The 11995-nt window shown below is 67.0% G+C and carries 11 protein-coding genes; 9 read left to right on the top strand and 2 right to left on the bottom strand.

Going from position 1 to position 11995, the window contains the following annotated elements; translation table 11 throughout:
• Window positions 1-196 precede the first annotated feature (196 nt).
• The 9 genes from HZB86_09870 (at window position 197) to HZB86_09830 (ending at window position 11475) form a co-directional block, all read left to right on the top strand.
• Window positions 197-649: a MaoC family dehydratase gene (locus HZB86_09870; GenBank protein ID MBI5905836.1), complete on the top strand. Its 453-nt coding sequence runs from the start codon at window positions 197-199 to the stop codon at window positions 647-649.
• Window positions 646-1866 carry an ABC transporter substrate-binding protein gene (locus HZB86_09865; GenBank protein MBI5905835.1) on the top strand — a complete coding sequence of 407 codons (1221 nt, stop codon included), beginning with the start codon at window positions 646-648 and terminating at the stop codon, window positions 1864-1866. The genes HZB86_09870 and HZB86_09865 overlap by 4 nt, the downstream gene beginning before the upstream one ends.
• Before the next feature lie 94 nt (window positions 1867-1960).
• The gene (locus HZB86_09860; protein ID MBI5905834.1) at window positions 1961-3901 is read left to right on the top strand and encodes an ABC transporter permease; all 1941 of its coding nucleotides are present in this window, start codon (window positions 1961-1963) and stop codon (window positions 3899-3901) included.
• Window positions 3880-4629, top strand: a complete 750-nt coding sequence (locus HZB86_09855; GenBank protein MBI5905833.1) for an ABC transporter ATP-binding protein — start codon at window positions 3880-3882, stop codon at window positions 4627-4629. The genes HZB86_09860 and HZB86_09855 overlap by 22 nt, the downstream gene beginning before the upstream one ends.
• A gap of 4 nt (window positions 4630-4633) precedes the next feature.
• Window positions 4634-5341, top strand: a complete 708-nt coding sequence (locus tag HZB86_09850) for an ABC transporter ATP-binding protein (protein MBI5905832.1) — start codon at window positions 4634-4636, stop codon at window positions 5339-5341.
• A gap of 72 nt (window positions 5342-5413) precedes the next feature.
• Window positions 5414-6688, top strand: a complete 1275-nt coding sequence (locus tag HZB86_09845) for a CoA transferase (protein ID MBI5905831.1) — start codon at window positions 5414-5416, stop codon at window positions 6686-6688.
• Window positions 6685-8004: a CoA transferase gene (locus tag HZB86_09840; protein ID MBI5905830.1), complete on the top strand. Its 1320-nt coding sequence runs from the start codon at window positions 6685-6687 to the stop codon at window positions 8002-8004. Before HZB86_09845 ends, HZB86_09840 begins: the two co-directional genes overlap by 4 nt.
• Window positions 8005-8281: 277 nt before the next feature.
• Complete coding sequence (locus tag HZB86_09835) at window positions 8282-10162, top strand: cation:proton antiporter (GenBank protein ID MBI5905829.1); 1881 nt, start codon at window positions 8282-8284, stop codon at window positions 10160-10162.
• A 248-nt stretch (window positions 10163-10410) separates the two neighbouring features.
• Complete coding sequence (locus HZB86_09830) at window positions 10411-11475, top strand: hypothetical protein (GenBank protein ID MBI5905828.1); 1065 nt, start codon at window positions 10411-10413, stop codon at window positions 11473-11475.
• A 6-nt stretch (window positions 11476-11481) separates the two neighbouring features.
• On the opposite strand, the gene HZB86_09825 is transcribed toward HZB86_09830, so the two are convergent.
• Together HZB86_09825 and HZB86_09820 are read right to left on the bottom strand one after the other, a co-directional pair.
• Window positions 11482-11745 (bottom strand): hypothetical protein, encoded by a 264-nt coding sequence (locus tag HZB86_09825; GenBank protein ID MBI5905827.1) that lies wholly within the window; start codon window positions 11743-11745, stop codon window positions 11482-11484.
• Window positions 11746-11773: 28 nt separating this feature from the next.
• The coding region (locus tag HZB86_09820) for an acyl-CoA dehydrogenase (GenBank protein ID MBI5905826.1) at window positions 11774-11995 on the bottom strand (222 nt) is incomplete at its 5' end.

Below are 11995 nucleotides of genomic sequence, written 5' to 3'. Positions count from 1 at the left end.
GGATGATCGAGGACAACAGATGTACCATTTATGGTGCATATACTGATTGGTCGCCTGCAAATCCCGATAAAAAAAATCTTCTTTTGATTTCGAACGATATAAATCCCTCCCCGGGAATTCGTTCGCCCCTTTCCGGTTGGCACCTCGCTTGCGAGACATCGTTTGAATTCGAATATTACCGGCTCCGGAGAGTGGATTGTACAAGGTCGGGGATTTCGCCGAGTTCACCAAGACATTTTCCGAGGAGGACGTCTTCCTGTTCGCCGGGATCTCGGGGGACCGGAATCCGATCCACGTGGACAAGGAGTTCGCCGCGAAAACCCGGTTCAAGGAACGGATCGTCCACGGATTGCTCACGGCTGGAACGATATCGGCGGCGATCGGGATGAAGCTTCCGGGGCCGGGATGCCTGTACCTGTCGCAGACGTTCGAGTTCAAGGGGCCGGTCCGGATCGGCGACGAGATCACGGCCCGCGTGGAGATCGTGGAAGTCGTTTCCGAAAAGCGGCTGCGGTTCCGCACGCAATGCGTAAACCAGAGGAAGGAGATCGTCATCGACGGAGAGGCGGTCATCGTGCCGCCGCGGCCGGGAAAGGCCGCGCCGTCGACCGGTACAACAAACCAGACCGAAAAGGGGGGAACGGGATGAAGAGGATTGCGGCGCTTGCGATTCTGGCCCTGCTGGCGATCGTGCCGGCGACCGTCGCGACGGCGGCGGACACCATCAAGCTCGGCGGGATGTTCCCGCTGTCCGGGCGCGCCGAGGCGCTCGGGCGCGAATGCAAGCTCGGGGCGGAGATGGCGGTCGAGGAGATCAACGCGAAGGGCGGGGTCCTCGGGAAGAAACTCGAACTCCTCTCGGCGGACGACGAGGCCAAGCCGGCCAAGTCGGTCGAAATCGCGAAGCGGAACATCCAGAAGGACGGCGTGGATTTCCTCTTCGGCGTCGTCTCCTCCGCCGGCGCGCTGGCGGTCGCCGAGGTCGCCAAGCAGGAGAAGGTCGTCACGATGATCACGATCGGATCCACCGACGGCGTGACGAAGGAGAAGTGGAACCGGTACACGTTCCGCTCCGGGATGTGCAACTCCCAGGAGGCGAACTCCCTGGCCCTCTACACGGCGAAGAAATACCCGAAGCTCACCAAGTTCTACAACCTGGGCCCCGACTACGAGTACGGCCGCACCATGTGGGAGATCTTCAAGGGGAAGACGAAGGAGCTGAACCCCAAGGCGGAGTTCACCGGCGAGCAGTGGCCGAAGCTGTTCATCCCCGACTACTCCGCGTACATCAACGCGATCCTGCAGGCCAAGCCCGACGCGGTCTTCTGCACCCTGTGGGGCGGCGACCTCGTCGCCTTCATCAAGCAGGCCAAGCCGTTCGGGCTCTTCGAGAAGATGAAGTGGGTCATCGCCACGGGGGCGGACGTCAGCGCCGCCCGCGCGCTCATGAACGAGATGCCCAAGGGGATCATCGCCGACCAGCGGTACTACTTCCACTGGCCCAACAGCAAGAAGAACCAGGAGTTCGTGAAGGCGTACCTCGGGAAGAACAAGGAGTACCCGAGCGCGTGGGCCGCGCAGGGATACGACGGCGTCTACTTCCTCGCGGAGGCCGTCAAGAAGGCGAAGTCGCTCGACAAGGAGAAGGTCGTCGCCGCCCTCGAGGGGTTGACGATCGATGCGCCGCGCGGGAAGGCGACGCTGCGCAAGGAGGACCACCAGCTCTACGCAGACTACATGATCGGGGAGACCGGGTTCGTCAAGAACTACCCGATCGCGATCGTCACGAACACGGAGACGTTCCCGGCGGAGAAGGTGATCTACTCCCTGGCCGAGTGGAAGAAGGCGCAGGAGTCGAACAAGTAGCGGCCCGCTCGGCGGGCGCAGGCGGAAACGGGGGCCGTCCCTCGCGGGGCGGCCCCCCACCACGATCCCACAAGGCGGCCGGGGCCGGACGAGAATGGCGGCGTCCCTCGACATATCGTTCCTGACGGTTCAGGTCCTGTCCGCGCTTCGGCAGGCGGCGTTCCTCTTCCTCATCTCCTCCGGGCTCACCCTCGTCTTCGGCGTGCTGAACATCCTGAACTTCGCCCACGGCTCCCTCTACATGCTGGGGGCGTATTTCATCTACTACCTGGCGACCCAGGTCGCGGGGGTGGGCGGGTTCCTCGCCGTGCTGGTCGCGGCGCCGCTGGGCGTCGCCCTGGTCGGGGCGGTCATCGAGACGGGGCTGCTGCGCCGCATCTACCGGCAGGAGGAGATCTACCAGCTCCTGCTGACGTACGCCCTGGTGCTCGTCATCGACGACGTGGCGAAGATCGTCTTCGGCCCGGAGTTCAAGTCGATCCCGAAGCCGGACGTCCTCTCCGGCTCGTTCACGGTGTTCGGCGGCACGGTACCGGTGTACACCATCCTCGTCCTGCTCTTCGCGCCGGCCGTCGCGATGGGGCTCTGGTACGTCCTCTACCGGACGAAGACCGGAAAGATCATCCGCGCGACCTCCTCGGACCGCGAGATGGCGGACGCCCTCGGCATCAACATGGCGGCGCTGTTCACGCTGGTCTTCGCCTTCGGGGCGGTGCTGGCCGGCTTCGGCGGCGCGCTGGCGGGCCCCGTCCGGACGGTGTTCCCGGGGGTCGGGCACGAGGTCATCATCGAGTCGTTCGTGGTCGTGGTCATCGGGGGGCTGGGAAACCTGTGGGGGGCCCTCGTCGGGTCGCTGCTGATCGGATTCCTCGAGACGATCGGCATCATCCTCGTCCCCGAGTTCGAGATGTCGCTGATCTACCTCCTGATGGTCGTCGTGCTGATCGTCCGCCCGTGGGGGCTGTTCGGGCGGCCGCTCAAGATCCGCGCCCTGTCGGAGAAGAACTTCGCGATGGAGTCGCAGGAGATCTCCACGGTCCACTTCTCCGTGCGCCCGCTCTTCCGCCTGCTGCCGTTCGCCCTCTTGATCCTCGTCCCCCTGTTCGCCGGCAGATTCTACCAGTACCTGACCACCCAGATCATGGTGGCCGCGCTGATGGCGATCGCCTTCAACCTGCTGCTGGGGACGACGGGGCTTCTCTCCTTCGGGCAGGCCGCGTTCTTCGGCGTGGGCGCGTACACGGTGGCGCTGCTGTGCACGAAAGGCGGGTTCGGCCCGGTCCCGGCGCTCCTCCTGTCGCCGTTCTTCGCCGCCGCCGTCGCGGCGGTCGTCGGGTTCTTCTGCGTCCGCCTGTCGGGGGTCCACTTCGCCATGCTGACGCTGGCGTTCGGCCAGCTCGTCTTCACCATCGTCTTCAAATGGTACGGGTTCACGGGGGGCGACAACGGCATCCAGGGGATCCCGGTGCGGCCGATCGCGGTCCCGGGCGTCGGCGCCGTCGACATCGGCTCCACGCAGGCGATGTTCTGGTTCGTGCTGGTCGTCTTCGCCCTGTCCGTCGAGGTCGTCCGGCGGATCCGGTCGTCCCCGTACGGCTCGACGCTCCGGGCGATCCGCGAGAATCCCCAGCGCGCCGAGTATCTCGGGATCAACGTGAAGCTGTACCAGTGGTCGGCGTTCGTCGTCGTCGGGGCCATCACCGGGCTGGCCGGCGGACTCTACGCCCTGATGGAGAAGTCGATCACCCCCGACATCATCCACTGGACGAAATCGGCCGAGCCGGTGCTGATGACGATCATCGGCGGGATCTACACGTTCGTGGGCCCCGCGGTGGGGGCGTTCGTCTACATCGTGCTCAACTCGTACCTCGTGGCGTGGACCGAGAAGTGGGCCCTGGTCCTCGGCATCGTGCTGCTGACGCTGGTGCTTTGCCTTCCAGGCGGGGTGGTGGGTTTCGTGAACGAGAAGGCGCGCGGCGCCTTCGAGAAAATGCGGGTGATCCGGCGATGGGCATTCTCGAAGTCCGGGGCATAACCCGGTCGTTCGGGGGGCTTCGCGCCCTCCAGGACGTCGCCTTCTCGGTGGAGAAGGGGGAGATCCGCGCGGTCATCGGGCCGAACGGCGCGGGGAAGTCGACCCTCTTCAACGTGATGACCGGTCTGCTCGCGCCCGACTCGGGAGAGGTCTTCTTCAACGGGGAGCGGATCTCCGGCGTTCCTCCGTACCGCGTCATCCGGAAGGGGATCGGGCGGTCGTTCCAGATCACCAACATCTTCCAGCGGATGACCGTCTTCGAGAACGTCCAGACGGCCCTGTTCGCCAACCACCGGAAGAGCCGGAACCCGTTCGCGAGGTCGCGCGCGTACCCGGAGATCGCCGGGGAGGCACTCCGCATCCTGGGGTTGGTCGGGCTGGCCGACCGGCACGAGACGAGCGCGTCCGTCCTCTCCCACGGGGACCAGAAACGGCTCGAGATCGCGATCTCGCTATCGTCCCGGCCGACCCTGCTGATGCTCGACGAGCCCACGGCGGGGATGTCGCGGTTCGAGAGCCGGGAGACGGTGGCGCTGCTGCGGAAGATCTCCACGGAGCAGGGGCTCACCCTCGTGTTCACGGAGCACGACATGGACATCGTCTTCGGCATCTCCGAGAAGATCGTCGTCCTCCAGCAGGGGACGGTCATCGCGGACGGGACGCCCCGGGAGATCAAGGCGAATCCGCAGGTCCGGAAGGCGTACCTCGGAGAGGAGGTCATGGAGTAGGACCATGGCGCTGCTCGATCTCCGCGACGTCAACACCTTCTACGGGCGCAGCCACATCCTCTTCGACGTCTCGCTGTCGGTGGGAAAGGGGGAGGTCGTCGCGCTCCTCGGCCGCAACGGCGCCGGAAAGAGCACCACCTTCCGCTCCATCATCGGGCTCACTCCCCCCGCCTCCGGGGAGATCGTCTTCAAGGGGGAGACCGTTTCGGGGTTGCGGGCGTTCCGGATCTGCCGGAAGGGGATCGGGTTCGTTCCGGAGGACCGCCGCTGCTTCCCGGACCTGACCGTCCGGGAAAACCTGGAGGTCGCGGCGCGCCGGGAGAAGGAGACGTCCTCCCCGTGGACGGTCGGCCGGATCTACGAGCTCTTCCCCCGCCTGCAGGAGCGGGAGCGGAACCTCGGCAGCCAGCTCTCGGGAGGGGAGCAGCAGATGCTCACCATCGGGAGGACGCTGATGACCAACCCGGAGGTCCTCCTGCTGGACGAGCCGTCCGAGGGGCTGGCGCCGCTGGTCGTCGCGCTGCTCGCGGAGATGATCCTCCAGATCCGGAAGGAGGGGGTGACGGTGCTGCTCGCGGAGCAGAACCTCCATTTCTGCGCGAAGGTGGCCGACCGCGGATACGTGATCGACAAGGGGTCGGTGAAGTATGAGGGGACGATGAAGGACCTCCTCTCGGACGACGAGGTGAAGGAGAAGTACCTTGCGGTCTGACGGGCATTCCTGGCGGAGGACACTCTTCCCCTGCATCCCCCGACAGATCAAGAGCGTCCCCCTCTGTCGCGGATGAGCGGATTCCGGGAGTTCGCGGAAGAGGCGTTCGCGCTCCCGGGCATCGCGGCGAAGCCGGAGGCGCTCGCCGGAATCCGCGTCCTCGAGGTGGCGACCCGGATCTTCGGGCCGGCGACCGCCGACTACCTCGGGGTGTTCGGGGCCGAGGTGATCAAGGTGGAGCTTCCGTACCGGGGCGACCTGATGCGGTACGTCGCCCCCGAAGGGTTCTTCTGGAAAGAGGTCTCCCCCGCGTTCCTCGCGTTGAACCGCAACAAGCTGCACGTCGGGCTCGACCTGCACCCCCCCGAGGGGGTGGAGCTGTTCCTGCGCCTGGCCGAGCAGTCGGACGTGGTGGTGGAGAACCTGCGGGCGGGAACGATGGACGAGTGGGGCGTGGGGTACCTGCAGCTCCGGGAGAGGAACCCGCGCATCGTCTACGCCGCGAACTCGGGATTCGGACAGTGGGGGCCGTACGCCGCCGGCCGCGCGTCGTACGACGCCACCGCCCAGGCGGTATCCGGGTTCTCCGCCATCACGGGGTTCCCGGATCACCCCCCGATGAAGGCGGGATTCTGGGTGGGCGACTACACGGCGGCGCTGATGTCGGCCATCGCGATCCTCGCCGCGCTCCACGCGCGCCTTCGGTCCGGGGAGGGGCAGCTGATCGACCTGTCCCAGGCGGAGGCGATGATTCGCACGCTCGACTGGACGTGGCCGTACGCCGGCTTGACCGGGAAGGACCGGCCGAGGGCGGGAAACGCGGACCCGTCGTACCCTCCGTCGGGGATCTACCGGTGCTCCGACGGGTTCGTGGCGATCTCCGTCCGGGACGAGGACGAGCGCATCCACCTGGCGCACGCCCTCGGGGCGACGACGCCCGACGAAGCCGGCATCGCGAACGCAGACCGGGTCGCCGCCTTCGCCGCGGGCCGGACCCGGGAGGAGGTCCTTCGCGCGGCGGCGGAGGGCGGATTCTCGGCCGCGCCGGTTCGCGGAGGGAGGGATCATTACATCGACCCGCACCTGCGCGCCCGGGGAACCGTCTGCGAGGTCAGGGACCCGGTCTACGGGCGGGTCGACGAATACGGCCCCGCGCCGAAGCTCTCGGAGAGCCCCGGGCGGGTGAAGGAGTCCGCGAAGCCGGTCGGGTGGCACAACGACATCGTGTTCCGGGGAATGCTGGGGCTGTCTTCGGAGGAAATCGAGGCGCTGACGAAAAAGAGGGTGATCGGGAGGTGGGCCGACGCGCCCGGCGCGCGCCCGCCGAGGACCGGAGTTTCCCGTTGAGCGGTTTCGCGGAGTGGGCGAGGGGGGCGACCGATCCGGCCGCCGCGGCGGGGAAACCGGAGGCATTCGCCGGGATCCGGGTGGTCGAACATTGCCCGGGCCACTTCGGCGGGATGGTCGCCGCGTCGATCCTCGCGGAGTTCGGGGCGGACGTCGTCAAGGTCGAGCCGCCCGGCGGGGATCCGCTCCGGGCGGCCGTTCCGGAAGGGAAAGACGTCGCCGGCACCGGACTTCCGTTTCTCTCCGAGGCGCGCAACCGAAGGTACGTCACGCTGTCGCCGGGCCGTCCCGAGGGCGCCTCGCTGCTGCGCCGCCTGGCGGAGCGCGCGGACGTGATCGTCACGTCGGAGCCGCGGGAACGCCTCGAGGAGGCGGGGATCGACTACCTCTCCCTGCGTTCGGCGCGTCCGGGACTGATCTACCTCGCGCTCTCCACGTACGGCTCCTTCGGACCCGACGCGGAGCGGCCGGTCCGCGACTCCGACATCCTCTGCCAGGCGCTCTCCGGGGCGCCGTACATCGTCGGGGAGCCGGAGGACGCCGGGAATCCGCCGCTTCCCCACCAGTCGCCCACGCGCCTCGGGAACTGGCACGGGGCGTTCACCCAGGGATTGTGGGGCGCCTTCGGGACGATGGCCGCGCTCGCCTTCCGGTCCGCGACCGGAAAGGGGCAGTTCGTCGACCTCGCGGGCGCGGAGGCGCTGATGCAGTTCGCCGACTACAACATCACGTGGATGCACACGGGCGGGAAGTCGAGGGAGCGGGTCGGGAACTTCGACCCGGCGGTCTTCCCGTACACCTACATCCGGTGCCGGGACGGCCACACGTTCATGGCCGCCTACAACGACGAGGCGTTCGAATCGCTGATGACCATCATCGGCCGCCCGGAGCTGTGCGGCGACCCGAGGTTTTCGACGCCGTCGGCCCGCGTCCGCATCGAGAACGAACGGGCGCTGCTGGCCATCCTCGAGGAGTGGTCCGGCGGGCTCACGGCGGACGAGATCCGGCGGGCGGTGGAGGAGCACACGTCGAGGAAGGGCGGCCCCGGCGCCGCGGTCGTCACCGGGCGGGTGAACCGGCCGCTGGAGACGCTCGCCGAGCGGAACTGGAGGGAGCGCGGCTGCTTCGTCGACGCGGACGACCCGGTGTACGGTCCGCTGACGCTCGCCGCGCCGCCGTGGAAGATGAGCGGGACTCCCGCCCGCTGGAAGTCCGGCTGCAAGGTTCCCGGCGCCGACAACCGGGACGTGTACGTGCGGGAACTGGGGATCTCCGATGAGGAGTACCGCCGCCTGGCATCGGCCGGGATCATCTGAGAGCGGGAAAAAAGGGAAGTCCCCCGTGGCATAGGCGGGATCCGCGGGGGACCGTTCCATTTGCCCGCTGATTTTTTGGTGGGGGTTGCGGGCAAATCGCCTCCCCGGGGAGGGGAGGTTTATTTTCCCTACAGGCGTTTTCATCGGCAACCGCCGGAAAAACTTTAGCGGAATTTCTCCCGCAGGTTCCGGCGGGCGGATGGAGTCCCGCGTCCCGGACTGGTAGACTGGGAGCCTCTAAAACCGGCGTTCCCTCCGGTCAACGGGAGGCGTACTGGTGGACCTGCACCTCGTCCTGCGCGATCTCGCGGTCGTCCTGGCCATCGCGACGGCGGTCGCCCTCCTCTTCGGGAGGCTCCACCTCTCGGTGGTCGCCGCGTTCCTCGTCGCCGGAGCCATCCTCGGGCCGACGGGGGCCGGCCTGGTGTCCGAACCGAGGATGGTGGACGCCCTGGCCGAGATCGGCGTGGCGCTCCTCCTGTTCACCGTCGGCCTCGAGATATCCCTGTCGAGCCTGGGGAAGATGCGCCGCCAGATCCTGATGGCGGGTGGGATCCAGGTCGCCGCGACGGTCCTCCTCTCCCTCGTCGTTCTCGTCCTGGCCGGGTTCCACGCCCCGGTGGCGGTGTTCATGGGGTTCGTCCTGTCCCTGTCCAGCACGGCGATCGTTCTGAAGCTGTACGCGGACCGCATGGAGATCGACAGCGGACACGGCCGGATCTCGACGGGGATCCTGCTGTTCCAGGACATGGCCGTGATCCCGATGATGCTCCTGGTGCCCTCCCTCCGGCAGTGGGAAACCGCGGAGGCGACCACCGTGCTCCTCGCGCTCCTCAAGGCGGGCGTCGGCGTGGCGGCCATCCTGTTCCTGGCAAGGTTCGTGATCCCGCTCCTGCTCAAGGAGGTCATCCGGCTCAACAGCCGCGAGATCCTCGCGATGACCGTCCTGTGCCTCATCCTCGGCACGGCGTACATCGCCCAGATGTGGGGGTTGTCCCTCGCGATGGGGGCGTTCCTGGCGGGGATCGTCATCTCGGAGTCGGAGTACGTCCACGAGATCGCGGCGCAGATCTTCCCGTTCCGGGACGTCTTCAACGGGGTCTTCTTCATCTCCGTCGGCATGCTCCTGAACCTCCCGTTTCTCGCGGGGAACCTGCCGGAGATCCTCCTGATGTCGATCGTGGTGGTCCTCGGCAAGGCGGTCTGCGCCGGCTGTGCGATCCGTTCCCTGAAGTACCCTTGGCGGGTATCGGTGATCGGAGCGGTCGGACTGGGGCAGGTCGGCGAGTTCTCGTTCCTGCTGTTGTCCCAGGGATTCCGGGAGGGGCTGGTCGGGACGGTGCCGTACCAGAATCTACTGGCCATCGCGATCCTCACGATGGTGGGGACGCCCTTCCTCGTGGGGGCCGCGCCGCGGATCGCCCGGTTCTGGGGGCGCTACGTGGTGAAAGGGATTCCCGAGCCGGGCGCGGAGGAGGAGGACATCCTCCGGCAGGAGATCCAGAACCACGTGATCATCGCCGGGTACGGGATGAACGGGAAGAACCTCGCGCGCGTGCTGCGGGCGACGCGCGTCCCGTACGTCGTGGCGGAGCTGAACGACGCGCTGGTGCGGGAGGCGCGGGAGGCCGGGGAACCGATATTCTTCGGCGACGTGAACAACCCGGAGATCCTCGACCGCCTCGGGACGGCGAACGACGTCGACGACCTGATCGCCCTGGGGGCGAACGCGGTGATCCCGGAGGAGTTCGAGACCTCGGTCGAGATCTTCTCCCGCGTGCTCCACGAGTACCACGTGCCCGACCACGTCATCCGGCAGCAGGAGGAGCTGATCCGCAGCGGCACGTACCGGATGCTCCGGGAGCGGACCCCGGGGCAGACCGAGGAGGTGCTGGCGGAGTTCGAGGAGTTCCTGCGGCGGAAGGTGATCGAGGTGTTCTACATTTCGCCGGACTCGATCTGGGCGGGACGGGCCGTGTCCGACCTGCCGGTGGGCAATGGAGCCGGGATCGTGCTTCTCGCCGTTCTGCGCGAGGAGCGGGCGATCATCCAGCCCGCACCGGGGGAAACGGTCGCCCCGGGCGACAAGCTCGTCCTCTTCGGCGGGCATGCTCCTCTGGCGGCTGCTCTACTCGAATTGACAAGAGGCAGCCGCTAATGGAGTACCCCCGTGAACGCTTTTCCGTATTCGAGGGGTGCCCCTCTGGCGACCGCCCTCGTGGAGTTATCAAGGGGAGGGCGCTAATGGGGTACCCCCGTCTCGCCTCATCGTTTCCGAGGGGCGCTCCTCTGGCGGCTGCCGTCCTGGAGTTGTCCAGGGGAGGTCGCTGACCCCGCGGGTTCCCCATTTCCGCCCACGGGTGGTAAGATCGGATTGTCCCCACTCCATCGGCCGGGAGGACGAGAATGGCTTCTTCCCACCCCGAACTGCAGAAGTACGAGCGCGCCCTCAACCGGTACTTCCAGATCCCGGCCGCAAGCCGTACGACGCAGGACCGGGAGAAGATCCTCAAGGTCCTCGGCGTGGACAACCCGCAGGAGTTCCTGGGCATGCACATCCCCTTGTGGGAAGCCAAGCTCGACGAGCTCCTCGACCCCACCAGCACGGACATGCTGCCGATCAGCATCTCCCACTCGTACGTGAACTGGGTCCGCGGGGCGATCCGCATGATGCCGCCGGGGGCCCGGGTCAAGATCTTCTCGTCGAAGCTCAAGGCCACGGGGCTGCGGAAATCGGTCCTCGCGATCCTCTCCCTTCAGGCCGGCGAACCGTACAGGGATTTCGAGGTCACCGACGTCCAGCTGGTCGAGAAGGTCCACAAGGATACCCTGTTCAGCGCGAAGACCCCGGACCGGAGGGAACACTCGGTCTACCTGTCCCGCTTCGGCTGCCTCGGCGAATACGTCTACAGCGGACTGCCGGGGATCGTCGGGCTGCCGGCGCTCCCCGTCGTCTACCACGTCACGCCCCAGGGGGAGGAGGTGCTCCTGAAGCCGAAGGAGCAGGGAGTCAACATCTACCACGACGAGGCGGTCACCCCCGCACGGATCCAGCGGGACGGATCCTGGTGGGTGGACGGCGCTGCGCGGCAGGACGCCCTGGGCGACTGCATCGGAACGGCGCTCCGGTACGGCCACTACGTCGCCACCCCGAAGAAGGAGGTGGTGATGATCGACAACATCGAGCTGTTCCACCTCGACGAGACCGACGTCCGGATCTTCGAGCCGATCCACGAATTCCTGCCCAAGAAGGCGTATCCGGACGAGGCGGGAAAACGGTCGCGCCTGCAGCAGAAGATGCAGGCGGACTACGAGAAGGCGTACGGGGAACAGATGGCGGTCATCCGGAAGGAGTGGCCGGAGGTCGAGCGGTACCTGATCGAGATGCGCCGGAACATCCACGCCTACTCGGGCGAGTCGTTCGAGATGGTGATGGGGCGGGTGAAGGCGAGGGTGTTCGGGAAACGGTAGCGGGGGTCAACCCTCCTTTTCGCCCTCCTCCTCCCCGCGGGAGGAACGGCGGATGAACCAGCGCTCCACGAAGTAGAAGCCGGCGGGGAGGGCGCAGACCATCGCGAGCGCCTTCCCCCCCAGCCGGACCATCGGGGACCGGGCGCCGAAAAGGTCGAGCAGCGCGTCCGCGAGAATCGAACCCGCGAACAACGCCGCGAGCGTCCCACCGAGAAGCGCGGCTCCCAGGAACAGCCTCGCTCCCGGGCGCGTCCGGCGTTTCCCCGTCATCGCTTCCGCGAAAGCGGCTCCCCCGGCCCTAATCCCCGAACGCGGCGATTCCGGTCTGCGCGCGCCCGAGGATCAGGGCGTGGATGTCGTGCGTCCCCTCGTACGTGTTGACCGACTCCAGGTTCATCACGTGGCGGATGACGTGGAACTCGTCCGAGATCCCGTTCCCGCCGTGCATGTCCCGGGCGGCGCGGGCGATCTCCAGCGCCTTTCCGCACGAGTTGCGCTTGAGCATGGAGATCGCCTCGGG

Source organism: Deltaproteobacteria bacterium (genome assembly GCA_016234845.1).
Taxonomy (GTDB): domain Bacteria; phylum Desulfobacterota; class Deferrimicrobia; order Deferrimicrobiales; family Deferrimicrobiaceae; genus JACRNP01.
Note: the sequence above shows the minus strand (reverse complement) of the source record. Positions and strands in the feature narration are given on the sequence as shown.